Origin of the sequence: Nocardia sp. NPDC004568 (assembly GCF_040609955.1) — a bacterium.
Classification (GTDB): Bacteria; Actinomycetota; Actinomycetes; order Mycobacteriales; family Mycobacteriaceae; genus Nocardia.
The window spans coordinates 1-25957 of the sequence record NZ_JBEXLL010000073.1 but is presented as its reverse complement, the minus strand read 5'-3'; the positions used below and the strand labels follow the sequence as shown (position 1 = coordinate 25957).

Below are 25957 nucleotides of genomic sequence, written 5' to 3'. Positions count from 1 at the left end.
CCGCCGCCGGGAGCCGTTCAGCCGACCCCGGGGACTACTCCGTGTGGCCGGATGAGGGGCAGATCGTTGTAGGTGGCGATCCCGGGCGCCGCGGCGACCACCGCGGGGATGGCGTTGATCACCGGCATAGGTGGTGTCCGCGGCCTCGCTGACGGTCACCTTGTCGACCCGGTCGCAGATACCGGCCGACACGATGGCCAGCAGGTCGATGAAGCCGGGGCTGATGCCGGAACCGAAGATGGTGGAACCGCCGCGGCGGCAGGCCTCGGCGATCCGGTCCCGGCCCGGGCCCTGCCGGTGGCCGGTGATGAAGGACGCGGTGGCGACCACGTCGACGCCCGCGGACAGGATGCGCACCAATTCGTCCACATCGATCCACATGGGGTTGTAGACGACACAGTCCGGTTCCAGCGCGAGCAGTGCGTCCACGTCGTCGGTCGCGGTGAGGCCCAACGGGGCGATACCGCACAGTTCGCCTATATCGCGACCTACTTTCGCCGGTGCCCAGGCATAGCAGCCGACGAGTTCGAAATCGGGGTTCGCGACGATGGCGCGGACCGAGCTCTTCCCGACATTGCCGGTCGTCCACTGGACGACCCGATACCGATCACGCTGGGCACCCGCTCAGCATAGGTCCGACTCCCGCATTGCGGAAAGAGTATTCTGAATTTCGAGAACTATATTTCCGCGCATGAGGGCGAGTGGGTCTGTTGTGTCGGCTGGTTCGCCGACGGGGTGCACGCTCCGTGGCGGTCGTGCGGTCACGCCCGGGCCGGCGGTATCCGCGCACAGCTCCGGCGCGGCGCGACTGCCGCCGCCCCGCCGTCGTCGATGTGTTCCTGGTGCCGGGTGCCGGGTGCCGGAAGGGTGGAGCGGCGCCGCGGAGACCTCTCCGCGGGCTTTGTGCGGCCCGGTAGGACGTGGGATCGGTCGGCGTCGACGCTCCGGTAACGGCGAGGTGTCCGTCACAAGTGGATCTCGTCGGCGAGGGTTGCCGTGAGCGTGGATTCGTATCGGCCGCGCTGCGGGTGCGGATATCGCCGGAGCTCATCGTGGGGCCGGGAGGCGTTCGCGGGCAATCGAATTCACCCTCGTGATCGGCCGATGCGCGCGCGTTTTCCTCCTGCCGGAGTTGCGCGGGCGGCCGGCTCGGACGGTACTGTTGCCCAGCTCACTTCGAATGATCCGCTGTCATCCGTTGGTCACGGCGCGGTAATATATAAGCGCTCGCCTATGGCGTGACCGAGGCGAGTCCACTCGATCGAAGGTTGGTGAAACCGCATATGTCGGTATCCATGTTCGACGAGACCCTGCCACGTGGCGAGCGGGACGGGGTCGGCTTGCGGGTGGGCGCGATCATCGACCGGGGTGGGGAAGTCCTGTTACTCGAGCTGCCCAGCACCGGCCCGATCAGCCCCACCCTGAAACTTCCCGGCGCGACCGTCGAACCGGGGGAATCGGTGACCGGAGCGCTCGTTCGCGGGGTGCTGGAGGAGACGGGCCTGACCGTCACGGATATCCGCCACCACATCGGCGATTTCGACTATCTGTCGCCCGCCGGAAAACCGGTGCGGCGCTTGCACTTCGCCGTCGACGTGGCCTCGACCGGCCCGGTGGTGCTGAGCGCGCACGCCGGCTACGAATGGGCGCCGCTCAACGGCGAATTGCATGTCACCTCCTCGATCCAGAAGATTCTGGACACGTATCGCGAGCTGGTCTATCCCTGAGTGTGTGGAGTCGCCGGGGCGGGATTCCCCGGGCCGGCGCGAGGGGCGTCACTGCGGGGCCGTTCTCCCGGCCGGCGCTGGGCGCGGCGGCCGATCACATCGGTGAGCGCTCGGAGCTTCGTGTGGGAGAAGAGGGGCCAGTGGTCGACCACCGGGCATCGGTGTCGAATTTCCTGACGCGATAACGGTATTCGAAACTCCGATTCGAGGTGGAGCCCTGCGTTCCGGCCGTCGGGGGTTCGGGGGAAGCCCGTCACCCCAGCGTGGATACGCCGCGGACGCCGGAACCCGGTCGATGTCCACCGGCGCAGCGCGGCTGTGGCGCTCCGGTCCGGCACACACCGCGACCGAACAGCGAGTGCCCGGGTTCCCGGCGTCGGCGGGTGCGGACGATATGCCGGTGTTCGGCCGCTGCCGATATGCTCCGGCCCTTCCGGCTCAGAGATCGAGAACCAGTGCGTCGCCCGCCGCGCGTGATACGCAGGGCAGCATATGGGTCGCGCGGTCGGCATCGGGGAGGGCCCGGTCTCGGTGGTCCACCGCGCCGGCGAGCACCGCCGTCCGGCAGGTGCCGCAGAAACCCTGGCGGCACGAGTAGGCGGTATCCGGGAGGACCCGGCCGATCGCGGCGAGCGTGGTCTCGCGTGCGCCCACCCGGACCGTGCGGCCCGTTCGCGCCAGGGTCAGGTCGAATTCCACGCCGTCGAGTACGGCGGGCGCGGAGAACTGTTCGGTGTGCAGCGAACCGGTGGGATTCAGGTCGAACAGGCAGCGCCGGGCCGCGGCAAGCATCGGCGGCGGACCGCAGACGTAGACGGCCGCCCCGGGTGGGGCGGTCGCGATCAGCGCCGGGATGTCCGGCGGGCCGAATTCGTCGTCGGGGCGGATATCGGCCCCGGGTAGGTCGGCGACGAACGGCATGGTGGCGCGGGAACGTCCGGTGTAGATCAACCGCCCGCGCTCACCCGCGGCCCGGACCATCGGCAGGATCGGGGTGATTCCGATACCGCCGGCGAGGAACAGGTACGCCGGGGCCGCCACGAAGGTGAAGGCATTGCGCGGACCGCGGGCCCGTAGCGCATCGCCGGGGCCGAGATCGCGGTGCATCTCCAGCGAACCTCCCTCGCCGTCGTCGATCCGCCGGACCGCGATCCGGTAGCGGAACCGCTCGCGGGGGTTCCCGCACAGTGAGTACTGCCGCTGCCGGCCGGAGGGTAGGAAGAGATCGAGATGGGCGCCCGGCCGCCAGGCCGGGAGCGGTCCGCCGTCGGCCGCGCGCAGATCGAATCCGCGGACCTCATCGGCTTCGTCCCGGATGTCGTCCACCACCAGCCGCAAGGCGAAACCCCGGCGGCGCACCGGTTTCGGCCGGGACAGCAGCGGTGCCGCGGGCCCGGAGACGAATACTCTCCGGTAGGCATCCACCACCGCGCCGAGGGCTCGCAGCGGCCGGGACGCGACGGAATCCGGGGTCCGCGTACTCCGACTGACCATGCCGGTCAGCTTATAAAGCAACAAATAGGCTTGCAATGTTGAAGCCGCGTAACCGGCCGGCCAACGCGTCCGCCGTCTCACCGCTCGGGACGCGGCCGGATACGCGCGGGTCTCCGCGCGGCGGTGTCGCCGCGCGGAGCGGTCCGCTACTCCGCCCGCTTTTCGTGCGGGACCAGTTCGAGCCCGATGACCGCGACCACGATCCCGGTCAGGCAGACGACCTTCGCGGGCGTGACCGCCTCGCCGCCCGTGAGCATGGCGTAGGACACGGTCAGGGCGGTGCCGACGCCGGTCCAGACGGCATAGGCGCTACCGATCGGGATATCACGCACCGCCCGGCCCAGCCCGAGCATGCTCGCCACCAGCGCGACGAAGAAGACGGCCGCCGCGACCGGTTCGGTCAGCCCCGCCGATCGGCCGAGCGCGGTCGCCCAGACCGCCTCGCAGACAGCGCTGGCCAGCAGGATGATCCACGCCATGATCAGCTCACCACCTTCAGGCCGACCACGGACACGATGAGCAGCGCGAGCAACAGCACGCGGGCTGTATCCGCGCGTTCGCGGCCGGTGACCACGGCCCAGCCGACGGTCAGCGTCGCGCCGGTGCCCACCCAGACGGCATAGGCGGTACCGGTCGGCAGATCGATCATCGCCCAGGCGAGACCGGCCATACTCAGGACCAGCGCCGCGATGAACACCACGGTGGGCTTCCACCGGCGGAAACCGTGCGAGGCCGACAGTGCGGCGGCCCAGACGGCCTCCAGCACCCCCGACAGGAACAGGACGACCCAGGACATGACGAACCCTTCCGAGTCAGTCTTGTCGCGATGCGGGTACTGCTCCCTCGTCCGCGAGCCCGATCGCCGGACTCCACTGCGACAACGAACGGGATGCGCGCGGGATTCCCGGTGGTGAGCGGAACCACCACGCTCACCGGACGGCGGGCGCCGGCGCGGGGTCCGATCGCTGTTCCGCGGTGCCGGGCCCGGCCGTGCCGCCGGCCGGGGGCACGGCGTCACGGACGGCGGCGCCGGAACCGGATGGGGTGCCGGCTTCCGGTTCCGGTCGCCCGAGCCGGGTGCGGACGGCTCCCGCGGCGCACGCGACGACCGCGAGCGCGCCCAGTGCTGTCGACCAGGTCAGGGATTCGCCCAGCAGCAGCGCGGCCCAGCCGAGGGTGAGCACCGGCTGGACCAGCTGGATCTGGCTGACCTGCGCCATCGGGCCCTGCGCGAGCCCGCGATACCACGCCAGGAAACCGAGGAACATGCTGACCACACCGAGATAGGCGAACGACGCCCACTGGGTGGGGGAGCCGGTCGGGGGCTGGATGACGATCGCGATCCCGCTGAGCGCGACCATCGGCGGCGCGGACAGGACGAGCGCCCAGGAGATGGTCTGCCAGGGCCCGAGCTCGCGGGACAGCAGTCCGCCTTCGGCGTACGCGGCGGCTGCCGCGACGACCGCGCCGAACAACAGCAGATCCGGCCAGTGGAGACCGGCGAAGCCGCCGGCGCGGAAGACCGCGAAGCCCACGGCGGCCACCGCTCCCGCCGCCGCGGCCCACCAGAACGCGCGCGGTGGTCGTTCCCCGGTCCGCAGCACCGCCAGGGCCGCCGTCGCCGCCGGGAGCAGCGCGATCACCACCGCGCTGTGGCCCGCCGACGTCATGGTGAGCGCGAAGCTGGTGAGTAGGGGGAAGCCCGCGACCACACCGGCCGCGACGACGCCGAGCCGGATCCATTGCCTGCCGCGGGGCAGCGGCCGGCGCGTCACGAGCAGTGCCGTGGCGGCCAGGACGGTGGCGACCACGGCGCGGGCGCAGGCAACGAAAAGTGGCGACATTCCGCCCTCGGCCACTGTGATCCGGGTGAGCGGGACAGTCAGCGAAAATGCCGCCACCCCGAGCAGCCCCCAGGCCGGCCCGGTCCGAGCGGGCGATAGCGGTACGTGACGCCGGTGAGTAGCGCTACTATGATCTTTCATGGTCGACGATAGCAGTTCGCGGATCGTCGCGGACCTCCGCGCATGGATCGCCACCGCCCCCGCCGGGGCCGCACTGCCGTCCACGCGCACGCTGGTGACGCGGTACACGGCGAGTCCGGTCACCGTCCAGAAGGCGATACGGACACTGGTGGCACAGGGGCTGGTGGAGAGCCGGCCAGGGGTCGGCACGTTCGTGCAGGCGGTGCGGCCGGCCCGGCCGGCCGATTACGGATGGCAGACCGCCGCCCTCGGCGCACCGCGCGGCCGGCGCGCCCAGATGTCCACGGTCCTGCGGACGGTGCCCAACGACCGCATAGCGCTGCATTCGGGGTACCCCGACCGGGAACTGCTCCCGGTCCGCCTGGTCCGCGCCGCCTTCGCCCGGGCCGCACGCGGCGATGCCGCGATCGGCCGCCCGCCGACCGCGGGGGCTCCGGAACTACAGAGCTGGTTCGCCACCGAACTGGCGACGGTGACCCCGGCCGGTGTGCTGCCGCCGGTGCCCAGCGATGTGATCGTGTTCGGCGGCAGTCAGAGCGGCCTCAACACGACCTTCCAGTCGCTGGTCGGCCCCGGCCGGCCGCTGCTGGTGGAATCGCCGACCTATTGGGGTGCGCTGATGGCCGCCGAGCGGGCCGGGGTGCTTGTGGTGCCGGTGCCGAGCGGTCCGCAGGGGCCGCGGCCGGCGGAACTGGCCCGCGCGTTCGAGCAGACCGGGGCCCGCGCCTTCTACGCGCAACCCCATTTCGCCAATCCCACCGGCGCCCAGTGGGCGCCGCAGACCGCCGCGCGAGTGCTCGAGGTGGTGCGCGAGCACGGGGCCTTCCTGATCGAGGACGACTGGGCGCACGATTTCGGCATCGACTCGGTGCCGGTCCCACTGGCCGCGCGCGACGACAGCGGACACGTGATCTATCTGCGGTCGCTCACCAAGAGCGTCTCCCCGTCGGTGCGGATCGCCGCCGTCGTCGCGCGCGGGCCGGCACGCGACCGGATTCTCTCCGACGCCCAGGCCGAGTCGATGTACGTGAGCGGACTGCTCCAGGCGGTCGCGTTCGATGTGGTGTCGCATCCGGGGTGGCGCACCCACCTGCGCGGTCTGGGGCAGCGCCTGGCGATCCGCCGCGACCTGCTGCTGACCGCGCTCCGAGAGCACGCCCCCGACGCGGTCCCGGAACTGATCCCGCGAGGCGGGCTCAACCTCTGGGTCCGGTTACCCGAACACACCGATCTCGCCCGGCTCGTCCGGGACTGCGAGGCCGGGGGCGTGATCGTGGCCCCGGGCGACGAGTGGTTCCCCGCCGAGCCCACGGGCGCCTACCTGCGGATCAACTACTCCGGGCCGAATCCGGGCGCGTTCGCCGACGGTGCCCGCGTCATCGCCCGGGCGCTGGCCCGGCAGCATCCGGGCCGCCGGGCGGGCGAGGGCGTGGCCCCGGGCCGGTAGCGGGTCCGGACCGGATGCCGCCCCGAGCCGGGCGCACTCGGCGAGTCGACCCACCCGGCGCGCCGGTGTCGGCGCGGCCGGGTCGCCGGGGTCAGCCCGCGGCGTGATCTTCCAGGAAGACCTTCCGGCACGACGGCGCGCAGAACGCGTAGTCGACTCCCGCGTGTGTCGCGGTGAACTGGGCGGTGGCCCACTCCACGACCATTCCGCACGTCGGATCGATGGCGCAGCCCTCCGGGGCCTCCGGCCGCTGTCCGGAGTCGCGGAAATCCTGGGTCATCAGCCGGGTGAGTTCGGTGCTCGTGGTCGACCGGCCCAAGGTGCCGACGCAGTGCTCCCGCAGGCCGACGATCTGTACGACACAATGGGGTTCGCGGTGCAGGCGTCCGGGATCGGTCTCGGTCGCGGCGACGGCATCGGTGATCATCGCAACGATGTAGCGGCCGAAGTCGCGGTCGTTGCTCCATGACTGCGGCACGGTGAGCCGCACCAGATAGCGCGGTGCGGTGTCGACGTCGGGGCCGCCGGTCACCCAGGTACGTGGTTGCCGGATCAGTACATGGGTGAATTCTCGCGCCCGGCGCATGGTTTCGTCCGGTGCGGACTCGGCGGCGGTGACGGCGGCCAGGACGCGTTCGCCGAGATCACGTTCGGCCGCCGCGTCGAGTGCGCGCCCGGTGACCGATATCTCCAGCGTCATCATGGCCGGGTCTCCTCCGCGAGTTGTGTGGTCGCGCGGTGGTGACCGGCGGCCAGGGCGAGTAGTTCGTCGACCGACCACTGGTCGTCGACGTGGACTCCGTATTTCGCGGCGAGTACCGCGCCGTCCGGGGCGATGAGGAAGTCCGCCGGCAGGCCCAGGCGGCCGCCCTCCGGGTGGCTCGGCGGCGCCGGGCGGTCGCCGCGCCGGCCGGTCGCGGCGATCTCGGCGCCGACCGCGCGTGCGATGGCGGGCCATCCGCGCGGGTCCAGGAGGGCTCGTCCGCCGGATTCCACGCCGAACTCCCGGTAGAGCACCCGGTCCGGATCGGCGATCACGTCCAAGGGTAGGTCGGCGGTGTACTTGCGCAATTCGGCGGCAGTGGAGTGGAAGACGACCACTTCCCGGATTCCGCCGGCCCGGATATCGGACAACCGGTTCACGATCGAGCGCAGGTGCAGATTGCAGACCGGACAGCCGGCGAAGCGCCGGAACTGCAGGTGGACGAGGTCCCGGGAATGCGGGACCGGAACGTCCGCGCCGGTGACGGCGGTGAGTGTACGGCCGGGGACAGGGTCGGGTGGCGCCACGGATTTCTCCTTTGGAGTACAAGGTACGCTTACAATCAGTATGCGCGTATCCAGTACGCTGTCAATCCGTGCCCAGGCCGCGTTCGCTCACCGAGGACCAGTTGGTCGGCGCTGCCCTGGCGGTGATCGACCGCGAGGGATTGGCCGCGCTGACCATGCGCGCGGTCGCCAAGGAACTCGGGATGGCCACCATGGGCCTGTACCGGTACGTCGCCGACCGGCAGGCGCTGGAGATACTGGTCGTCGATCATGTTTTCGACTCCGTCGATCTCGTCCTGCCCCAGGCGCACTGGACCGACCGGATCCGCTCGCTGATGAACCGGCTGCGCGTAGCGGTCGCGAAGCATCCTGCCGCGGTACCGCTGGTGCTGCGGCACCGGCAGGCGGCGCGGGGATCGTTACGGCTCATCGATGCGATGCTCGCGGTACTCACCGACGGCGGATTCTCCGGTGTGGACCGAGTGGTGGCGCAGCGTACGCTGATCGGTTTCCTGCTCGGGTTCCTGCAGAACGAGTACTACGCCGGGCTGTCGGGACCGGGCACGCTCACCATGTCGGAACTCTCGCCGGCGGATTTCCCGTTTCTCGTCGATACCGCGCGGGAGGCGAGGTCGGTCCCGGCGGACGAGGAATTCGGGCGCGGGCTCGATATCGTGCTGCGCGGCCTGGTCGCGGGCTGATCCACGGCTGTGCGCCCGCCGGCCGGTCACTCCTCGGGTGTCTCCCGGTCGTCGTCGGGGTGCTCCCCGGCCAGAACCTTTCCCAATCGGACTCTCGCGGGGGAACGCGTGACGACCTCCTCGAGAATGGCGAGGGCCTCCGCCTCGGTGCTGCGGCCGTTATTGTCCGCGCGGATACGCAGGGCGCGATACACCGCGTCCGGTACATGTCGAACAGATAGCGTCACCATGGCGGGCGTCTTTCGTCGACAGTGGTCGGTGACCCGATTATATTTCGCGCTCCGGCAAACTTCCGGTGTCGGCGGTCTCGTTCCGATATATGCCTCGCGGCGAGCTCCGGGCGGGCCGAACCGGGCCCATTCGCTTCCCGGACGTAGAGTAATCGGCCGAAAGCTGTTCCGGCACAGCGAATATAGCGCAAAATCGGGAATCGTCTGTGCGAAGAGAAAGTCCGGACCGGATGGTTCGGCACGGTGCGCGCTGTTCCGCGCGCATCCGGAAAGTGAGGCGGATATGAATCACAAGCTCTGGTTGCTCGGTCGGCTCGCCGCGGTGGGCGGGCATATCCTCGGCGAGAAGATCACCCGGCACCGGGCCCGCGCGATCGACGATGTGCCCGCCTCCGGCGCCGCGCTCACCGCCGAATGGCTGACCGCGGTGCTCTGCCGGGACACTCCCGGCGCGGAAGTGGCGTCCTTCGACACCGCGGGCGGTAGCAGCGGCACCTCCACACGGGTCGCGATCCGGGTGGAGTACAACGAGGCGGGCCGGGCGGCCGGGCTACCGGAGGCGTTGTTCGCCAAGACCACGACCTCGCTCAGCCAGCGCATTCTGCTCGGCGGCGGCAAGATGATCGACGGTGAGACGCGGTTCTTCCGCGATTTCCGGCCGAAACTGGAGATCCAGGCCCCACTCGGCTACTGGGGTGCCTCGGATCCGGCTTCGTGGCGGTCGATCGCGCTGATGGAGGATATCGCCGTGACGCGAGGGGCGGTGTTCAGTGAACCGACCGCCCCGATCGGCCGCACCGAAATGGAGGATCTGGTCCGCAATCTCGCCCGGCTGCACGGGACATTCTGGGAGGATCCCGCCATCGAGGTGCTCAAGACCACCAACGAGGCGCTGCGGGCCTATCTCGCGGCCATCGATATGAAGACCCGCTGTGCGGTGGGCCTGGAGCGGGCGGCCGAGGTGGTCCCGGAGAACCTGCACGGACAGGCGGACCGGTTGTGGTCCGGTGTCGAGCGTGCGGTGGATCTGGCCACCACCGAACTCCCGCACACCCTGCTGCACGGTGACCCGCATATCGGTCAGACCTACCGGACCGCCGAGGGGCGGATGGGTTATGTGGATTGGCAGGTCGTCATGCGCGGCGGCTGGGGGCACGATTTCGCCTACACGGTCAATTCCGGGTGCGAACCGGAGGATCGCCGGGCGTGGGCCGAAGATCTGCTGCGGGCGTATCTGGAGGAACTGGCCGACGCCGGCGGTGTGGCACCCGATTTCGATACCGCGTGGCTGATCTACCGGCAGCAGTCGATGTTCGCCTATGCGGCATGGGCGTTCACCATCGGCCGGGCCGCGTATCAGCCGGAGATGCAATCGAAGGAGACCTGCCTCACACTTTTGCGGCGGATCACCTCGGCCATCGACGACAATCGATCACTGGACGCACTGGGCGTGTGAGAACCGTGGCACCGGTCGGGTTCGGGATTCGCCGAGCCCGGCCGCGTCGCGGTAGCGGTGAAGCCGGGTGAATTCATTCGGACCGGACCGGTCGAACCATGCGGACTAGTCCAATAAAGGACGAAAAGTACGGTCGTACAACTTGTTTCGGAATCGTTCGGAATTCGTGACCATGTCGTACCATCGCCTGGTTCCGGCTCGAGTCAGGAGATTTCCGCAGGAGGGGCCTCGAACCGGGATCGGCCGGTGGAAAACCATCGGCTCCGCAACCGGACGGTATGGAGTTCGTTCTTGACCACCTCGGATTACCGAAGACAAGCACAGGCCCACGTGCACGGTTCGCCGATCGATTCCGATGATCCGCGGATACCGCTGTACCTGCCGGAATTCGCCGCCGATCCGCACCGGTTCTACCGCGAGATGCGGGCTCGGTACGGCTCATTGGCGCCGGTGGAGCTCGCTCCCGGGGTACCTGCCACCCTGGTGATCGGCTACAACACCGCCCTGCGGGTGCTCAACGATCCGGATCGTTTCCCCGCCGACCCCAGGATCTGGCAGAAGGATATCCCGGCCGAATGCCCGATTCTGCCGCTGCTGGAATGGCGCCCGATGGCCAGCCGGTGCGCCGGACAGGAGTTCGTGCGCTATCGCCAGGCGATCACCGCGAGCATGGACGAAGTGGATATGTACGCGATCCACACGGTCGTCGAGAACATCGCGGGCCCGCTGATCAACTCGTTCTGCCAGGACGGCCGGGCGGAGCTGATCCAGCAGTATGTGTTCCCGCTGGCATTCCAGGTGATCAACTATCTGCTCGGCTGCCCGCCGGAGATCGGGCAGCAGGTCGCGGCCGGGACGGCCGCGCTGCTGGAGGGAGTGGACGCCGAAGCCGGCAGCCGGATGCTGGGCGAGGCCCTGATGAATCTGGTACTGCTCAAACGCGAGGACCCGGGTAGCGATATCACCTCGGTGCTGCTGCAGCATCCGGTCGAGCTGACCGAGGAGGAGGTTTCCCACCACGTCTCGCAGGTGTACGGCACCGGGATCGAATTCGAACTCAACCTCATCGTCAACACCCTGCTGCTGATCCTCACCGACGAACGTTTCGGCGGCAGTGTCCTCGGCGGAAACCTCACCTCCCGCGACGCCCTGGACGAAGTGCTGTTCAACGACCCGCCGCTGGCGAACCTGCTCATCACCTATCCGCGGATGCCGATCCTGCTCGACGATGTGTGGCTGCCCGCGCATCAGCCCGTGGTGATCAGCATGGCGGCCTGTAACAACGACCCCGCCATCCGTACCTCGGAGCTGACCGGTAATCGCGCCCATCTGGCGTGGGGCCTGGGCCCGCACGCCTGCCCCGCCCAATCGCTGGCCTATATGGTCGCCGAGGGCGCCATCGATCAGCTGCTGGACGCGGTCCCGGAGATGCGCGCGGACTTCCCCGACGGCGAGCCGGTCTGGCGGCCGGGCCCCTTCCATCGGTCGCTGGCGGGCCTGCCGGTGACATTTCCCCCGCAGGCCCCGCTGCCCGGATACGCGGATACCTCCCCCCGGCCCGCGGTCCGCGCCTGAGCCCAGCGGCGCCCCGCCACAGGGCCCGGATCCGGCCGGGTCCGGGCCCTGCGGGCGAGCACAGCGATTCCGGCGGCGGAGTGGACGCCGGGGGATGGGAGTCCGATCCCGCGCGAGGTGAAGTACTTGAATCCGGATTCAAGTTTGGGCTACCGTCGGGAGGGCATCGAACCGCGCCCCGACGATCGGAGTTCTCGTGGAACTGTTCACCTCGACCGAGCGTGCCCGCGAGTACCGGCGCGCCCTGCTCGCCTTCATGGACGAGCGCGTGTATCCGGCCGAGCCGGTGTATGCCGAGCAGATGGCCGCGGCGGGCGATCCGCATCATCATCCGCGGATCCTCGAGGATCTCAAGGCCGAGGCCAAGGAGCGGGGATTGTGGAATCTGTTCCATCCGCATCCGGAGTGGGGTCCGGGCCTGTCCAATCTGGAGTACGCGCCGCTGGCCGAGATCATGGGCCGTAGTCCGGCGCTGGCCCCCGAGGCGTGCAACTGTTCGGCGCCCGATACCGGAAATATGGAGGTCTTCACCCTCTTCGGTACCGAAGAGCACAAGCAGCGCTGGCTGGAACCGCTGCTGGACGGCACCATCCGATCGGCCTTCGCGATGACCGAACCCGGGGTCGCCAGTTCCGATGCCACCAATGTGGAGATGCGGATGGAACGCGACGGCGACGAGTACGTGCTCAACGGCCGTAAGTGGTTCGCCTCCAATGCCATGCACGCCAACTGCAAGGTGCTCATCGTGATGGGCAAGACCGACCCGGACGCGCCCAAACATCGCCAGCAGTCGATGATGGTGGTGCCGATCGACGCGCCGGGCGTCACCGTCGTCCGTAATCTGCCGGTGTTCGGCTATGTCGATCGGGAGGGGCACGCCGAGATCGAGTTCACCGATGTCCGGGTCCCGGTCACAGATGTGCTGAAGGGCGAGGGCGAGGGCTTCGCGATCAGCCAGGCCCGGCTGGGTCCCGGCCGTATCCATCACGCCATGCGCGCGATCGGGATGGCCGAACGCGCGCTGGAACTCATGTGCGCCCGGGCGGATTCGCGAACCACGTTCGGGCGCAAGGTCAGCGAACGGGCCAATATCCGGGACTGGATCGCCGAGGCGCGTATCGATATCGAGCAGGCGCGGCTGCTCACCCTGAAAACCGCCTGGATGATGGATACGGTCGGCAACAAGGAGGCCCGCACCGAGATCGCCGCGATCAAGATCGCCGCGCCGGTGATGGCGTTGCGGATCGTCGATCGCGCCATCCAGGTGTACGGCGCGGCGGGCGTGACCGAGGATTTCCCGCTCGCGAGCATGTACGCGCATCTGCGCACGTTGCGGATCGCCGACGGCCCCGACGAGGTGCACAAGCTGACGATCGCCCGGGCCGAGCTCGGTAAGGCCCGCGCGGCGGCCGAAGCCGCCGGTAGCTAGTGGCCCCCGCCCGGGCTCGGGGACGTGGCCCGGGCGCTCCGGCTCGCCGCCCGATACGTTGGAGTTGTCCGGTCGGCGCTCCGCTGTTCCCTCGGCGCGACCCGGACGGGCACGAGGAGGCATCCCATGACGGTCGAGACCGGAACCGCACCGCGTCGGCGGCACATCCTGCTGGAGCTGGGCTTCGCCACCACCCGGGTCGGCGACGAGCTGCACGGGTCGGCGACGAGCACCCCGCAGATGCACGTCCCCGGCACCGAGCGGCTGCGCACCTCGGTGCTCGCCACCTGGACCGATACCGTGACCGGGCTGCTGGCCGCGCTCACCCTGGGACCGCGCGTGCCGGTCACCCTCGAACTCGATGTGCACCTGTACCGGCCGGCGCCGGCCGCCGGCGAGGTGCGGGCGGTGGGACGCAAGATCAAAGCGGGTCGGTCGGTGTTCGTGGCGGAGGTCGAATGGACCGTCGACGGCGAACCGTTCGCCTTCGGCGGCGGCTCGTTCATGGTCTCGCCCGACGCGGATCTGCGGCTGCCCGCGGGGCTGAGCGTCGATATGCCGGTATCGGACCGGCTGCTCGAGGTGCCGCTCGCCGAACGAGCGGGGTGTGTGCGCCGCGCCCCGGGGACCGCGGTGCTGCCGCGCACGGACGACGGCCTGAACGCTTCCCGGACCGTGAACGGCGGCCTGATCGCGCTCGCGGCGGAGGAGGCCATCCTGTCGCTGGCGCCCGGGTCCACCCTGAGCACGCTCGGTCTGCGGTACCTGCAACCCGCCCGGGTGGGCCCGGTGGTGGCCGACGCGACACTGCGGGCCGAGGTGGGCCGGGCGACGCTGCGCGATACCGGGAACTCCGATCGGCTCACCACGCTGGCGACGGGCCGCCTGTTCCCGGCGTGAGCGCGGTGTCCGAGCCCGTTCGTCCCCGCTGCCACCGGCTTCTCTTGTCCGGGCGGTCTGCGATGTCGGAGTCTGTCCGCGCCCGCCGCTACCGGTTTCCGCGAGTCGGCCGGACCGCGATGACGGCGAGTGCCCGGTGAACGCCCGGCAGGAGAAGACATCCCCGGGCCGGACGGCCGGCGGGGGAGTCGGCAGCGGATCCGGGGCCGGGACGACCGGCGGGGGAGCCGGGGCGGAGCTCACCGGGCGCGGGACGGCCGGCGGGGGAGCCGGGGCGGAGCTCACCGGGGCCGGGACGACCGGCGGGGGAGCCGCGGCGGAGCTCACCGGGGCCGGTCGTGCGACCCGGCCCGCCCCGAAGAGCCGCCGCGGGATCCGGACCCGTGCGGCGCTCCTCGCCGCGGCCCGTACGGTTTTCGAGGCCGACGGGTTCGTGGATGCCCGGATCAGCGATATCACCCGGACCGCCGGGGTGGCGTCGGGGTCGTTCTACACCCATTTCGACAGCAAGGAAGAGATTTTCGCCGCCGTAGTCGAGCAGGTCCGGGAGGAGATGCTGCATCCGCACGTCCGGGCACGCGCCGGGAGCGGCGATCCACGCGACTGGATCGCCGCCGCCAACCGGGAGTACCTGAGGTCCTATCGACGCAACGCGCGGCTGATGGCCGTTCTGGAGCAGGTATCCCGGGTCGACCCGCATTTCGCCGCGCTGCGGGCCGAGCGTGCCTCCGCGTTCATCGAGCGCAATGCGGCATTGATCCGCGACCTGCAGGAGCGTGGTCTGGTCACGCGCCGGTTGGACGCGCGGGTGACGGCGCTGGCGTTGTCGAGCATGGTGAGCAAGGTGGCGTATCTGGTGTTCGTGGAGGGTGAGCGGATCGAACTCGACACATTGCTCGAAACACTCGACTGGATCTGGTGCAACGCCCTGCAATTGCCGGAAACCCGTGGTAGGGCAACCAGTTCCGATCGAATCTAGGACGACCTTTCCGCGGTACCGCGCCCACGGCCGGCAGCGCTACGGGGTGAGTTGTCGGCGGGGCCCGCGATTCGCGGACAGGCACCGTGGCGAGCGACCGTCGCAGGCCCTGGCCGAGGTTTCCGGCAGCCTGCGTCAGTGTCGCGGTTCTGCCGAATGCCTCGCGGACGACTCGGAAACGATAGGGGCAGAGAACGACCGAAACCGGCCGCCGGACAGCGTCGCCAGTGAACCGGACCCGATTCGTTCGCCGTCGCCTCCCACATCACCACCGACCTCGATCCGGAGAACATGGAGCGCGCGTTCGAGGCGTACCGGCAGAGCGGCCTCTTCGCCCGGTCCCGCAGTCGCGCGGAATTCGCCAGGTTCTTCGACGGTCTGGAACCGCTGGAACCGCGTGTCGTGGTGGCCAACCGGTGGCGCCCGGTGGATGAGTCGCCGGAGTGGCCGGATACGCAGGTGAACCGCTGGGCCGGGGCCGCGCGGAAGCCGTAGCGGGCCGGGTGGCCGACTGTCACCGGGCACGGTGCCCGGCTCGGACTCGGGCACCTGTCCAGGGCGGTCCGTGGTTACTCCGGTCGCGGGGTCGCGGAGAAACCACGGAACCGGCGCAGGTATCCGACGATGCGGCGCAGCGGCACCGCGCGCGGCCAATCGTCCGGTCGGAAATAGGCGTCGGTGCCACCATCGACGAAGAGGACGCTGCCGCAGAGGAATTCCGCCGACGGCGACAGCATCATGGCGACCCAGTCGGCGATGTGTTCCGGTGTGCCGAACCCGCCGGTGGGGACCGGGAACGCGTTGACGGCCTTGGCCTCGGTGGGGGAGGCCAGCTGGCGTTCGAGCAGCGGGGTGAGGATCGCGCCGGGGGCGATGACATTGAGCCGGATACCCGCACCGGCCCATTCCGGCCGGACGGCGTGGCGGCGGACCCAGCGGCTGACCGCGATCTTGGAGGCCGCGTATACGAACGGCGCCGCCCGCTTACCGAAGATCCGCACGGTCCGGACGGCGCGTTCGGTATCGCCGGCCAGGAACGCCGCCACTGCCCGGCGCGGCACCGCCGGGACCGTGGTGGTGGAATTGCTGCCGAAGGCGACGGCCCGTGCGGATCCGGTCGCCGCGAGTGCCGGCCGCCAGCCCTCGAGGAGTTCGACCGTGCCGAGATAGTTCACCGCGGCGATCACCGGCCACCGGGCGGGATCCGGTACCGGGCCCAGTCCGGCCGCGAGGACGGCGCCGTCCAGCCGACCGTCCGCGGCGCGCAGTACCGCCTCTATCGCGTCGCGCCGGCCCGCCGCGGTGGAGAGGTCGGCGACAATATCGGTCTCCTGGATGTCCACACCGATCACGCGGTGGCCTTCGGCGGCCAGTTTGTCGGCGACCGCCCTGCCCATCCCCGACGCCGCTCCCGTGACCGCGTAGACACCCATCCGAATTCCCTTCGTCCGCCCCGGGACTGCCGTGCCGGGGCCATTCGACGGAGTCTGTCAAAAGTACGGTGTCTGTCAAGCGGTCTGGAGTGATTCCGGGCGGCCCGGCCGACCGGACGCCGGCTCCCGACAGCCGGTCAGCCGGGCAGGCGCAGGTACTCGGGGAGGGTGAAACAGACGAGGCCGAGGTCATAGCCCTTCTGCACGTACACCTCGGTGGCCGCGCCGTCGGCCGACACCACGTGCCGCCCGGAGGTCGCCGGCGCCCAATCGGCGGTGTACGTCCCGGGTCCCGCCTGCTCGATCGGCCCGAACGTGCCACCGACCGGCTGCCCGTTCACGCGGTCCTCCAGCGCGTTCACGCCGTCCCCGCGGACCGTGACGGTGTAGGTGCACCCGGTCCCCTACTGGACGAAGCCGAGACCGACACCGCCGGAGACGCTCACACTCGACACCGCGGCCGAGGCGCCGGCCGCGGGTCCGAACACGGTCGCGGCGGCGAGGACACCGCTGGTGACAAGCGTGTACGCGGCGGTCGTCATGGTGTGTGCTCCGGTCGGATCGACAGTGGGTACACGGTGCAACGTCCTGTAACCAGTGCAGCACTCCGGGGTCGCGTGGGACAGCCCCGGTCGGTCACGAAGTGGTTCCGGTCGGTGCCGGTGGACGCTCGCCGGGGCCGGCCGCCGCACCCGCCTCGACTGGCACATGTCGGCGGGTATGTAACACCTGGAGGCCTTCCGGGGAATAACCGGGCGCAAAAGTTCTGGCCACTGGACGATTGCCGGCGGAATGCTGCCGGGGCCGGTGCTGGTGTCACGGTGATATCGCGAAGTGGCATAACCGTTGAACGCGGCGAGTATTGCGGAATTCTCACCGAACAGGGCGGTTATTGGTCAGCAATTTAAAGGATGAGGTTTCCGTTTAATTCCTGATATGCACTCCACCTCCGAATATCGGTATGGTCCTGTGCGCGAATGAAATCGCAGCCGCCCGGCCCAGGGTCGGTTCACGTGAGAAGGAATTGAACGTAATGAAGTTCGGCACTTTCGCCGCAACCGCACTTCTGTCCGTTGCCGCTGTAGGGATTTCCGCCGGCGTGGTGCACGCCGAACCCGCGGCACCGGCTCCGGAGATCAAGAGCGAGGGCGTCGACCAGGGCGTCGCCTATGAGACCAGCGTCGACCAGAAGACCCAGACGATCACCACCGAGGTCCAGGACGGGCGGTTCGAGCTGACGCCGGACGGCGCCAAGGCGGTGCTCAAAGCCGTCAGCGGCGCGGTGGTGGCCGAAGTGCCGCTGCAGTACGAGATCTCCGGCAGCGAGATGGCGGTGGCCCACGAGATCAGCGCCGACGGGACCACCCTCGAGCTGACCCCGACGGTCACCGCCGAGAACATCGGCGAGATGCGGCCGGTCAGCTCGATGGCACGGCTGACCACCGAGCTGCAGGAGAACGTCGTCGGTGTCGCGGCCGGCGCGGTGCTCGGCGGTCTGCTCGGCGCACTCGTCGGGCTCGGGTTCCTCAGCATCATCACCGGCCCGATCGGGCTGGTCGTGGGTGCGGTTGCCGGCGGTTACATCACCGGCGGACAGCCGTTCGTCGACGCGGTGACGGCCGTGCTGCGCGGCGAACCGTGACCCAGCCGGGCCCGGAGGAGGACGGCGGGAACCCGCCGCTCTCGCCACAGGACAAGCGCGCCCGGGTCGGTGCCACCGCCGCCGCGATCGCCATCGCGGCGGTGGTGACCTCGATCGTGCTCGGCATCGGCGTGGCCGCGCTGCTGGCCACCGCCGGCAGCGACGAGACGACCGAGGATCTCGCCGCCCCGGCCGCCGTCGAGACGACGACCGCCGGCGGGGCGACCGAGACCTCGCCCGCCCCGGTGGCGCCGCCGTCGGTGCTGGTGCCTTCGACGGCCCCGCCGACCACCACCCCCTCCACGGTCGGTATCGCGGGTTCGGCCAACAAAGAGGCCAAACAGGCCCCGCCGAAGGTCGAGGTGGCGGCCGGCGAATGTCTGAGCGCGCTCGGCGAGAAGGAGGTCGCCAAGGCCTCCTGCGGTAGTCCGGAATCCCGTTACAAGGTGTCCGGTGCCGGCCCGGCGGGGACCGCGTGCCCCGCGGACGCCGACTCCAGCCACACCATCGGCGAGACGACCCTGTGCCTCGATATCGACTGGGTCGTCGGCAGCTGTGTGGATGTCTCGGGCGACCAGCCGCAACGCACGGAATGCGGGCCGGGCGGGGTGCAGGTGATCAGCATCCTGCCGGACACCGTGGATGTGAACGCGTGCCCGTCGGCCGACCGGGGGTTCGTCTACGACCAACGCCGGTTCGTGGTCTGTATCGGCGACCGCTAGACCGGTCCGGCCGCCCGGTGACCGACCGGGCGGCCGGGTTCCGCCGCGTCGATTCCGGCGATCCGGGCCGGGTTAAGCTGATTCATGGCTCTGTCCCGACGTCGGTTACTACAGGCCGGCACCGCCGGAGCAGCCGCCCTCCTGGCCGGAGCAGGTCTCGCGAGCAGCGCTCCGTATCGTGCGCCGCGATGGCTGGGTGATCCCTTCACCCTGGGGGTGGCGTCCGGCGATCCGCTGCCCGACGGGATCGTGCTGTGGACCCGGCTGGCTCCGGACCCGTTCGCGCCCGATGCGCTCGGCGGTACCGCGCGGGCGCCGGTCACCGTCGAGTACGAGGTCGCCGAGGACGAGCATTTCCGCCGTATCGCCGCGCGTGGCAGCGCGGTGGCCACCCGGGCACTGGCCCACAGTGTGCACCCCGAGGTCCGCGGGCTGGCGCCGGATCGCTGGTACTACTACCGCTTCCGCGCCGGTGCGGCCATCTCCCCGGTGGGCCGCACCCGCACCGCGCCCGCCGCGGGTGCGCGGGTGGCGCGGCTGCGCTTCGCCTTCGCCTCCTGCCAGCACTGGAGTTCCGGCTACTACACCGCCTATCGGCATCTGTGTGACGAGGACCTCGACTTCGTGGTGCATCTGGGCGATTACATCTACGAGAAAGAATGGGCGCGCGGCCGCGCGGGCCTCTCGATCCCGGAGACGTTGCGCGCGGAGGCCGTCGATCTCACCGGTTACCGGCTGCGGTACGCGCAGTACAAGGCCGAACCCGAATTGCGGGCCGCGCACGCGGCCTTCCCCTGGATCTGCACCTTCGACGATCACGAGATCGACAACAACTGGGCCGGTTCCGACCCGGGCGCCGGGATCGATATCCATCTGCTGCCGGCCCTGTTCCGGCGGCGCCGCGCGGCCGCGTTCCGGGCGATGTACGAACATCTGCCGTTGCGCATCGAACAACTACCCGCCGGCCCCTACGTCCGGATGCACCGTCGTTACGCCTTCGGTGATCTCGCCGACCTCACCATGCTCGACACCCGCCAATACCGCACGTCGCTGGTCTGCGGTGACGGCGGAAATTTGGTGGTCGACTGTCCCGAGCGCTTCGCGGCGGACCGCACGATCCTGGGTGCGCCGCAACGCGATCGGCTGATCGACGGTCTCACGCGTTCCACCGCCCGCTGGCAGATCCTGGGCAATCAGGTCGCGATGGCGCAGTCCGACTACGACCCCGGCCCGGCGGTCGCGGTGGGTACCGACGCCTGGGACGGTTATGTCGCCGACCGCGACGCGGTGCTCGCCGCCGCGGCGGCGAGCGGGCGGGGAAATCTGGTGGTACTCACCGGGGATCGGCACGAGAACTACGTGGTCGATCTGCGCGGGAACTACCGCGACCCGCGATCGCCGGTCGTGGCCACCGAGTTCACCGGGACCTCGATCACCACCGGACGCGACGGTGCCGACCTTCCGCCGCGCGGCCGGACGCTGCTGGCCGCCAACCCCGATATGAAGTTCTTCAACGGCCAACGGGGATATGTCCGGGTCGAGGTCGACGAGCGGCTGTGGCGCGGCGACTACCGGGTGGTGCCCTATGTCGGCCGGCCGGGGGCGCCGATCGGTACCCGGGCCACCTATGTCGTGGAGCACGGCCGGCCCGGTGCGCAGGCCGCCTGGGATCCCGGGCCGGCCGGACCCGAGGTGGCGGTCTCCGTTCCGGCCCCCGCGGCCGGAGCGGGCAGATGAGCGGGGCGCGGCCGCGGGCCCGCATATTGGCCGAAAGTACCGATTTCGTGTCCGCGGGTATGTGCCTGCGACGGTGACCCAGGCCATAGTCTCGGAAAGATGTCCAGTACCGCAACGAGCACCGGCACCGGCGCCGGGCCCGGCCAGACCTTCGACTACGACGTCCTCGTCATCGGCTCCGGATTCGGGGGCAGCGTCAGCGCCCTGCGGTTGACCGAGAAGGGTTATCGGGTCGGCGTCCTGGAAGCCGGCCGCCGCTTCGCCGACGACGAATTCGCGAAAACCTCCTGGCGTGCCAGGCAGTACCTGTGGGCGCCGTATCTCGGATGCTTCGGTATCCAGCGGCTCGCGCTGCTGAAGAACACCCTCATCATGGCCGGGGCGGGAGTCGGTGGTGGCTCCCTCGTCTATGCCAACACCCTCTACGAACCGCCGGAGAAGTTCTTCCGCGACGGCCAGTGGGCGGGTATCACGGACTGGAAAGACGAGCTCACGCCCTACTACGACCAGGCCAAACGCATGCTGGGGGTGACCACGAATCCGGCGACCACGGCGACCGACCGGGTCTTCCTGGAGGTCGCCGAGGAAATGGGCGTCGCCGATTCCTATCAGCGGACGCCGGTCGGGGTCTTCTTCGGCGGCCCCGGGAGCCGGCCCGGCGACGATGTGCCGGATCCGTATTTCGGGGGCGTCGGGCCCGCGCGCCGCGCCTGCACCCACTGCGGCGAATGTATGACAGGCTGCCGGCACAACGCCAAGAACACCCTGGTCAAGAACTACCTGTACCTGGCCGAACAGGCCGGTGCCACGGTGCACGCGCTGCGCACCGTCACCGATGTGAAGCCGTTGCCGGGCGGCGGCTACGCGGTGGCGACGGTGACGACCGGCCGCTGGTTGCGCAAGAAACGCACCACCTTCACCGCCGAGCAGGTGATCTTCTCCGCGGCCTCCCTGGGCACCCAGCGACTGCTGCACAAGCTGCGTGACACCGGTTCACTACCCGATATCTCCGGCCGGCTGGGCTTCCTGTCCCGGACCAATTCCGAGGAACTGCTCGCGATCCGCAGCCGGGACAAGACCAGCGATTTCACCAAGGGGGTGGCGATCACCTCCTCGATCCACCCCGATCACGACACCCACATCGAACCGGTGCGCTACGGCAAGGGCAGCAATGTCATCTCGCTCATGGGCAGCGTCATGGTCGACGAGGAGCCGGGTGTGTCCAAACGCCGGCTGTGGCTGCGCGAGATCTGGCGCAACCGCCGCGACCTGCCCCATCTGCACAATCCCCGGGGCTGGTCGGAACAGATGATCGGACTGCTGGTGATGCAGTCGGTGGACAATTCGATCACCACCTACACCACACGCGGGTTGTTCGGCCGCAAGATGACCACCCGGCAGGGTGAGGGCGCCCCCAACCCGACCTGGATCCCGGCCGGTCACGAGGTGGGCCGCCGGGTCGCCGACAAGATCGACGGTATCGCCGGCGGCGCCACCAGCAGTGTGTTCAATATTCCGATGACCGGCCATTTCATCGGCGGTTGCGTGATCGGCGAGAGCCCGGAGACCGGTGTTGTGGACCCCTACCAGCGGCTCTTCGGTTACCCCGGGTTGCATGTGATCGACGGGTCGACGATTTCGGCCAACCTCGGCGTCAACCCCTCTCTCACCATCACCGCCCAGTCCGAACGCGCGGTGGCGATGTGGCCGAACAAGGGCCAGGTGGATCCGCGGCCGCCGCTCGGCGCACCCTATCGGCGGGTCGCCCCCGTGGCCCCGGCGTCCCCGGTGGTGCCGGCGTCGGCACCCGCGGCGCTGCGGCTGCCGCTGATCGAGGTGAATCACCGGCCCGATCCCGCCGCCGTCGGCGGGGAGGAGTCGCGCTGAGCGGCCGGGAACACCGGCCCGCCGATGGGGCGTCGAAGGCGTGTCCCGGGCCGGTTTTCCCGCAGGTGTGAGTGCCTTCACATACGCTGGTCAGTAGCTGATGAGAGGTGCCCGGTGACGCGGGCCCGGCGCTGCGGGCGTTTACCCAGGAAAAATCCCGGGTAACGGATTGAGGTCGATACTCGCCGGAACCCGGTCGCCGGCGAGCGCGACGTCATGGGTCGGCCGGGCCGACACGGACGCATGCGCCGGAGAGGACTGACCGTGACGGACCAGCAGCCGCAACCAGCACAGGTCGAAGCGCCACAACTCAAGAGGTCGGTCGCGGCCTCGGCAATGGGCAACGCCACCGAGTGGTTCGACTACGGCGTCTACGCCGCCACCGCCACTTACCTGACCGACGCATTCTTCCCCGGGGAACTCGGCACCCTCGGCACCATGCTCGGCTTCGCCATCTCCTTCGTCCTGCGGCCGGTCGGCGGCATGGTGTGGGGGCCCCTGGGCGACCGGGTGGGCCGCAAAGTCGTGCTGGCCACCACCATCCTGCTCATGGCGGCCGCCACCGGCCTGATCGGTGTGCTGCCGACCCACAGTCAGGTCGGGGTGCTCGCCCCCGTTCTTCTGATCCTGCTCCGTGTGGTGCAGGGTTTCTCGACCGGCGGTGAGTACGGTGGCGCTGCCACCTACCTGGCCGAATGCGCGAGCGACAAGAAACGCGGCTTCTTCGGCAGCTTCCTGGAGTTCGGCACGCTCGGCGGGTTCGTCGGCGGTTCCGCGGTCGTGCTGCTGTGCCAGCTCGTCCTCGGTTCGGACGCCATGCACGACTGGGGCTGGCGGATCCCGTTCCTGATCGCCGTCCCGCTGGGCGCGATCGGCTGGTACCTGCGGACCAAGCTCGACGAATCGCCGGTGTTCACCGAGGTCAACGAACAGGAGCATCCCGAAGGTGGGCTCCGGGTGCTGATCACCACCTACAAGCGTGAGCTCCTGACCCTGTCGGGTCTGGTCATCGCGCTGAACGTGGCGAACTACACCCTGCTCACCTACCAGCCGACCTACCTGCAGAACACCATCGGCCTCGGCGAGTCCACCACCACCGCCATGATGCTCGTCGGCCAAGTGGCGATGATGGCGTGTGTCCCGTTCTTCGGCCGGTTGTCCGACCGGACCGGCCGGCGGCCGCTGTGGCTGTTCTCGCTGGTCGGGCTGGCGGTGCTGGCGGTGCCGATGTACTGGCTGATGGGTGTGGGCACCGGCTGGGCGATCGTGGGCTTCGTCGTGCTGGGCCTGCTCTATGTGCCGCAGCTGTCCACGATCAGCGCGACCTTCCCGGCCATCTTCCCGACCCATGTGCGGTACGCCGGGTTCGCCCTGGCCTACAACGTGTCCACGGCCGCGTTCGGCGGTACCGCGCCGCTGGTGAACGAAGCGGTGATCGAGGCCACCGGATGGAGCCTGTTCCCCGCGCTCTATATGGTGGCCGCCGCGCTGATCGGTCTGGTGGCATGGTATTTCCTGCGCGAGACCGCCGGAACGTCGCTGCGTGGCACCGAGGTGCCCGATGCCGCCGAACCCGACCCGCCGGCCTCGGAAGAAAAGCAAATCGTCGCGTGACCCATGAGAAGGGCCGACCCTGTTATGAGTGATGTCCGCAACCCGCCGATCGCCGAAGTCGTGAATTCGGCGCTGGAACAGACCATCCCGGTGGCGCACCGGATGGGAGTGCATGCCGAGGAGGTGCGCCGCGGGTACGCCGCCGCCACGGTGCCCGTGGACGGCAACGGCAACCATTTCGGTGTCATGTACGCCGGGGTGCTGTTCACGGTGGGTGAGATCCTGGGCGGAGCCATCGCGGTGGCCAGCTTCGACACCGTCCGGTTCTACCCGCTGGTGAAAGACCTGCGGATCGTGTTCCGGAAACCGGCCACCACGGCGGTCCGCGCCCAGGCCACCCTGGACGACGCCGAGATCGACCGGATCGCGGCCGAGGCCGCGGCCAACGGTAAAGCGGACTTCACCCTGCGCGCGGTGCTCAGCGATACCGACGGCGTGATCGTCGCCGAAACCGAAGGGCTGTACCAGCTGCGCGCCCACCAGTGACCGAGGTCGCGGTAGCGACCAGCGGCGGTACCGGCCCGGCCTCCCGTATCGGGGAGCCGGGCCGCGCGGCCTGCCGGGGTCAGAGTCCGGCCGAACCGGTCGGCGTCGGGGGAACCATCCGCCAGGTGCCGCAGTTCTCGGTCTTGAAACCCGCGTCGGTCGGCTTCACGGTGACCCGGATGGGGCCCAGCTTCGTGTAGTTGTTCTCGATGATGTAGTGCATATTCGTGTTGTCGCCCTCGACCAACCGCAGCCGCCGCCAGTCGCAGCTCCGGGCGGGATCGGTGGGGCCGGCCGATTCCCACGTTCCGGGGCGGATATCGACGCCGACCCGGTAGACGCCGTCGCGCGATATGTGATCCGCCGGCTCGGCCGCCGCGATACCGCCACCCAGCACGGTCGCCGCCGACAACACCGCACCGGCGATCAGAAACGTGCTCGCACGCATTCGTTCTCCTCGGTAATTCTCTGTTCCTCGATACAGCGAGATCGTCCCGATCTCCCCGGCACGTCTACCAGAGTCGCGCTACCGATTTCGGAGAATCGCGATATTCCCGGAAAATCGCGGAAATATCCGTACGGCCCGCGAGTCGGGTGATTCGGTCGGCGTCGTCGGTACTTTCGCCTCCATGGGTGCGTCCCCGGGCGTGGCTCACCGCCGCAATATGCCCGCTACCGGTAGCGGTGTCCCCGCGTCCGGGCGCGCCCGTGCCAGGTGATCCTTCGCATCACGCATTCGAAACATAATCGATTCTGAAACATGGTCGATTCTGTCGATACGCGGACAGGTGGTGCACTGTGAAATGCGGATAGGTAGGGCACCGAATATCCCGAATTCGGTCGTACCGAGTGCCTTCGGCGCCGGATCCCGGCGCCTCACGCATTTTCCGCGACCACCGCGCACACGCCGCATGATCCGTCCCCGGCCACCTGCCCGCGGTGGAGGCTTCCGGTGACGCGTCGGCACAGGATCAGTCGATGTCGGCGCAATCACCGAGCCCCGGCGATTGCGCCGACAACGCCGAAGCGATTCCCGTGCGAGTCGCACGCGGCCCGGAGAGGGCCGAGGCCCGTCATCCCCGGCCGAAGGTGCTCGATGGTCGGCCTCCCGCGGGCGGCCGACCGCACATCGCCTGCCCGAAGCGCGAGTCCCTAGACGAGTAAGTCCAAACCCTGGTCAATGGTCGTAGGCGATCAGTGACCGGGTGACCGGTGCGCCGATCGTGTGGTTGTGCCAGATCGCG

At 69.4% G+C, this 25957-nt stretch carries 25 protein-coding genes, 2 pseudogenes and 1 riboswitch; of the genes and pseudogenes, 15 read left to right on the top strand and 12 right to left on the bottom strand.

The genetic code is table 11. From position 1 onward, the window contains the following. Positions 1 to 126: 126 nt before the first annotated feature. Positions 127 to 609: pseudogene (locus tag ABZV91_RS26305) on the bottom strand (dihydrodipicolinate reductase); the annotation flags it as partial. Positions 610 to 1295: 686 nt separating this feature from the next. Here ABZV91_RS26305 and ABZV91_RS26300 point away from each other — a divergent pair. Then, positions 1296 to 1727, top strand: coding sequence for an NUDIX hydrolase (locus ABZV91_RS26300; RefSeq protein WP_355246947.1), 432 nt, complete (start codon positions 1296 to 1298; stop codon positions 1725 to 1727). Between the two features lie 438 nt (positions 1728 to 2165). Here the strand turns inward: ABZV91_RS26300 and ABZV91_RS26295 are convergent, their stop codons facing one another. From ABZV91_RS26295 to ABZV91_RS26280, 4 genes are all read right to left on the bottom strand, one after another. Further along, a complete protein-coding gene (locus ABZV91_RS26295; RefSeq protein ID WP_355246943.1) occupies positions 2166 to 3221 on the bottom strand; it encodes a PDR/VanB family oxidoreductase in 1056 nt (351 codons plus the stop codon). Positions 3222 to 3367: 146 nt separating this feature from the next. Next, positions 3368 to 3700: a multidrug efflux SMR transporter gene (locus tag ABZV91_RS26290; protein WP_355246940.1), complete on the bottom strand. Its 333-nt coding sequence runs from the start codon at positions 3698 to 3700 to the stop codon at positions 3368 to 3370. 2 nt (positions 3701 to 3702) lie between these two features. Then, positions 3703 to 4017 (bottom strand): multidrug efflux SMR transporter, encoded by a 315-nt coding sequence (locus tag ABZV91_RS26285; protein ID WP_355246937.1) that lies wholly within the window; start codon positions 4015 to 4017, stop codon positions 3703 to 3705. A 10-nt stretch (positions 4018 to 4027) separates the two neighbouring features. Then, positions 4028 to 4094, bottom strand: a riboswitch (guanidine-III (ykkC-III) riboswitch). 56 nt (positions 4095 to 4150) lie between these two features. After that, entirely contained in the window at positions 4151 to 5206 is a 1056-nt protein-coding gene (locus tag ABZV91_RS26280) for a DMT family transporter (RefSeq protein WP_355246934.1), read from the bottom strand. Here ABZV91_RS26280 and ABZV91_RS26275 point away from each other — a divergent pair. Next, positions 5205 to 6653: a PLP-dependent aminotransferase family protein gene (locus ABZV91_RS26275; RefSeq protein WP_355246931.1), complete on the top strand. Its 1449-nt coding sequence runs from the start codon at positions 5205 to 5207 to the stop codon at positions 6651 to 6653. The two genes, ABZV91_RS26280 and ABZV91_RS26275, sit on opposite strands and share 2 nt — an antisense overlap. Before the next feature lie 91 nt (positions 6654 to 6744). Here ABZV91_RS26275 and ABZV91_RS26270 read toward each other — a convergent pair whose 3' ends face one another. Continuing rightward, positions 6745 to 7356 carry an ATPase gene (locus ABZV91_RS26270; protein WP_355246929.1) on the bottom strand — a complete coding sequence of 204 codons (612 nt, stop codon included), beginning with the start codon at positions 7354 to 7356 and terminating at the stop codon, positions 6745 to 6747. Continuing rightward, entirely contained in the window at positions 7353 to 7943 is a 591-nt protein-coding gene (locus ABZV91_RS26265) for a peroxiredoxin-like family protein (protein WP_355246926.1), read from the bottom strand. Before ABZV91_RS26265 ends, ABZV91_RS26270 begins: the two co-directional genes overlap by 4 nt. A 68-nt stretch (positions 7944 to 8011) precedes the next feature. Here ABZV91_RS26265 and ABZV91_RS26260 point away from each other — a divergent pair, with 68 nt between their 5' ends. Next, positions 8012 to 8623 (top strand): TetR/AcrR family transcriptional regulator C-terminal domain-containing protein, encoded by a 612-nt coding sequence (locus tag ABZV91_RS26260; protein WP_355246923.1) that lies wholly within the window; start codon positions 8012 to 8014, stop codon positions 8621 to 8623. A gap of 26 nt (positions 8624 to 8649) precedes the next feature. Here ABZV91_RS26260 and ABZV91_RS26255 read toward each other — a convergent pair whose 3' ends face one another. Next, on the bottom strand, positions 8650 to 8853 hold the full coding sequence (locus ABZV91_RS26255) for a hypothetical protein (protein WP_355246921.1): 204 nt from the start codon (positions 8851 to 8853) through the stop codon (positions 8650 to 8652). Between the two features lie 283 nt (positions 8854 to 9136). Here ABZV91_RS26255 and ABZV91_RS26250 point away from each other — a divergent pair, with 283 nt between their 5' ends. From ABZV91_RS26250 to ABZV91_RS26225, 6 genes and pseudogenes are all read left to right on the top strand, one after another. Further along, positions 9137 to 10309, top strand: a complete 1173-nt coding sequence (locus ABZV91_RS26250; RefSeq protein ID WP_355246918.1) for an aminoglycoside phosphotransferase family protein — start codon at positions 9137 to 9139, stop codon at positions 10307 to 10309. A 291-nt stretch (positions 10310 to 10600) separates the two neighbouring features. Further along, positions 10601 to 11884: a cytochrome P450 gene (locus tag ABZV91_RS26245; protein ID WP_355246915.1), complete on the top strand. Its 1284-nt coding sequence runs from the start codon at positions 10601 to 10603 to the stop codon at positions 11882 to 11884. Positions 11885 to 12080: 196 nt separating this feature from the next. After that, on the top strand, positions 12081 to 13313 hold the full coding sequence (locus ABZV91_RS26240; protein ID WP_355246912.1) for an acyl-CoA dehydrogenase family protein: 1233 nt from the start codon (positions 12081 to 12083) through the stop codon (positions 13311 to 13313). A 126-nt stretch (positions 13314 to 13439) separates the two neighbouring features. Continuing rightward, the gene (locus ABZV91_RS26235) at positions 13440 to 14213 is read left to right on the top strand and encodes a hotdog domain-containing protein (protein ID WP_355246909.1); all 774 of its coding nucleotides are present in this window, start codon (positions 13440 to 13442) and stop codon (positions 14211 to 14213) included. Positions 14214 to 14349: 136 nt separating this feature from the next. Further along, entirely contained in the window at positions 14350 to 15192 is an 843-nt protein-coding gene (locus tag ABZV91_RS26230; protein WP_355246906.1) for a TetR/AcrR family transcriptional regulator, read from the top strand. A gap of 255 nt (positions 15193 to 15447) precedes the next feature. Further along, positions 15448 to 15687 (top strand): annotated as a pseudogene (locus tag ABZV91_RS26225) (SAM-dependent methyltransferase); the annotation flags it as partial. 74 nt (positions 15688 to 15761) lie between these two features. Here ABZV91_RS26225 and ABZV91_RS26220 read toward each other — a convergent pair. The 3 genes from ABZV91_RS26220 to ABZV91_RS26210 form a co-directional block, all read right to left on the bottom strand. Continuing rightward, positions 15762 to 16625, bottom strand: a complete 864-nt coding sequence (locus tag ABZV91_RS26220; RefSeq protein WP_355246903.1) for an SDR family oxidoreductase — start codon at positions 16623 to 16625, stop codon at positions 15762 to 15764. A 137-nt stretch (positions 16626 to 16762) separates the two neighbouring features. Continuing rightward, the gene (locus ABZV91_RS26215) at positions 16763 to 16966 is read right to left on the bottom strand and encodes a hypothetical protein (RefSeq protein WP_355246900.1); all 204 of its coding nucleotides are present in this window, start codon (positions 16964 to 16966) and stop codon (positions 16763 to 16765) included. Between the two features lie 63 nt (positions 16967 to 17029). After that, on the bottom strand, positions 17030 to 17167 hold the full coding sequence (locus ABZV91_RS26210) for a hypothetical protein (RefSeq protein ID WP_355246897.1): 138 nt from the start codon (positions 17165 to 17167) through the stop codon (positions 17030 to 17032). Between the two features lie 491 nt (positions 17168 to 17658). Here ABZV91_RS26210 and ABZV91_RS26205 point away from each other — a divergent pair, with 491 nt between their 5' ends. The 6 genes from ABZV91_RS26205 (at position 17659) to ABZV91_RS26180 (ending at position 24713) form a co-directional block, all read left to right on the top strand. Continuing rightward, positions 17659 to 18267 (top strand): hypothetical protein, encoded by a 609-nt coding sequence (locus ABZV91_RS26205; RefSeq protein ID WP_355246894.1) that lies wholly within the window; start codon positions 17659 to 17661, stop codon positions 18265 to 18267. Further along, on the top strand, positions 18264 to 18989 hold the full coding sequence (locus ABZV91_RS26200) for a hypothetical protein (protein WP_355246891.1): 726 nt from the start codon (positions 18264 to 18266) through the stop codon (positions 18987 to 18989). The genes ABZV91_RS26205 and ABZV91_RS26200 overlap by 4 nt, the downstream gene beginning before the upstream one ends. Positions 18990 to 19073: 84 nt before the next feature. Beyond that, entirely contained in the window at positions 19074 to 20726 is a 1653-nt protein-coding gene (locus tag ABZV91_RS26195; protein ID WP_355246888.1) for an alkaline phosphatase D family protein, read from the top strand. A 99-nt stretch (positions 20727 to 20825) separates the two neighbouring features. Further along, the gene (locus ABZV91_RS26190) at positions 20826 to 22613 is read left to right on the top strand and encodes a GMC family oxidoreductase (RefSeq protein ID WP_355246885.1); all 1788 of its coding nucleotides are present in this window, start codon (positions 20826 to 20828) and stop codon (positions 22611 to 22613) included. A gap of 336 nt (positions 22614 to 22949) precedes the next feature. After that, complete coding sequence (locus ABZV91_RS26185; RefSeq protein ID WP_355246975.1) at positions 22950 to 24227, top strand: MFS transporter; 1278 nt, start codon at positions 22950 to 22952, stop codon at positions 24225 to 24227. A gap of 24 nt (positions 24228 to 24251) precedes the next feature. After that, the gene (locus tag ABZV91_RS26180; RefSeq protein ID WP_355246882.1) at positions 24252 to 24713 is read left to right on the top strand and encodes a YiiD C-terminal domain-containing protein; all 462 of its coding nucleotides are present in this window, start codon (positions 24252 to 24254) and stop codon (positions 24711 to 24713) included. 79 nt (positions 24714 to 24792) lie between these two features. Here ABZV91_RS26180 and ABZV91_RS26175 read toward each other — a convergent pair whose 3' ends face one another. Continuing rightward, positions 24793 to 25161 (bottom strand): hypothetical protein, encoded by a 369-nt coding sequence (locus tag ABZV91_RS26175; RefSeq protein WP_355246879.1) that lies wholly within the window; start codon positions 25159 to 25161, stop codon positions 24793 to 24795. Between the last annotated feature and the right edge of the window lie 796 nt (positions 25162 to 25957).

Coding starts and splice junctions, on each gene's coding strand:
- ABZV91_RS26300 (WP_355246947.1), top strand. CDS start 1,296: ATGTTCGACGAGACCCTGCCACGTGGCGAGCGGGACGGGGTCGGCTTG.
- ABZV91_RS26295 (WP_355246943.1), bottom strand. CDS start 3,221: ATGGTCAGTCGGAGTACGCGGACCCCGGATTCCGTCGCGTCCCGGCCG.
- ABZV91_RS26290 (WP_355246940.1), bottom strand. CDS start 3,700: ATGGCGTGGATCATCCTGCTGGCCAGCGCTGTCTGCGAGGCGGTCTGG.
- ABZV91_RS26285 (WP_355246937.1), bottom strand. CDS start 4,017: ATGTCCTGGGTCGTCCTGTTCCTGTCGGGGGTGCTGGAGGCCGTCTGG.
- ABZV91_RS26275 (WP_355246931.1), top strand. CDS start 5,205: ATGGTCGACGATAGCAGTTCGCGGATCGTCGCGGACCTCCGCGCATGG.
- ABZV91_RS26280 (WP_355246934.1), bottom strand. CDS start 5,206: ATGAAAGATCATAGTAGCGCTACTCACCGGCGTCACGTACCGCTATCG.
- ABZV91_RS26270 (WP_355246929.1), bottom strand. CDS start 7,356: ATGATGACGCTGGAGATATCGGTCACCGGGCGCGCACTCGACGCGGCG.
- ABZV91_RS26255 (WP_355246921.1), bottom strand. CDS start 8,853: ATGGTGACGCTATCTGTTCGACATGTACCGGACGCGGTGTATCGCGCC.
- ABZV91_RS26250 (WP_355246918.1), top strand. CDS start 9,137: ATGAATCACAAGCTCTGGTTGCTCGGTCGGCTCGCCGCGGTGGGCGGG.
- ABZV91_RS26235 (WP_355246909.1), top strand. CDS start 13,440: ATGACGGTCGAGACCGGAACCGCACCGCGTCGGCGGCACATCCTGCTG.
- ABZV91_RS26220 (WP_355246903.1), bottom strand. CDS start 16,625: ATGGGTGTCTACGCGGTCACGGGAGCGGCGTCGGGGATGGGCAGGGCG.
- ABZV91_RS26210 (WP_355246897.1), bottom strand. CDS start 17,167: ATGACGACCGCCGCGTACACGCTTGTCACCAGCGGTGTCCTCGCCGCC.
- ABZV91_RS26205 (WP_355246894.1), top strand. CDS start 17,659: ATGAAGTTCGGCACTTTCGCCGCAACCGCACTTCTGTCCGTTGCCGCT.
- ABZV91_RS26195 (WP_355246888.1), top strand. CDS start 19,074: ATGGCTCTGTCCCGACGTCGGTTACTACAGGCCGGCACCGCCGGAGCA.
- ABZV91_RS26190 (WP_355246885.1), top strand. CDS start 20,826: ATGTCCAGTACCGCAACGAGCACCGGCACCGGCGCCGGGCCCGGCCAG.
- ABZV91_RS26185 (WP_355246975.1), top strand. CDS start 22,950: ATGGGCAACGCCACCGAGTGGTTCGACTACGGCGTCTACGCCGCCACC.
- ABZV91_RS26180 (WP_355246882.1), top strand. CDS start 24,252: ATGAGTGATGTCCGCAACCCGCCGATCGCCGAAGTCGTGAATTCGGCG.
- ABZV91_RS26175 (WP_355246879.1), bottom strand. CDS start 25,161: ATGCGTGCGAGCACGTTTCTGATCGCCGGTGCGGTGTTGTCGGCGGCG.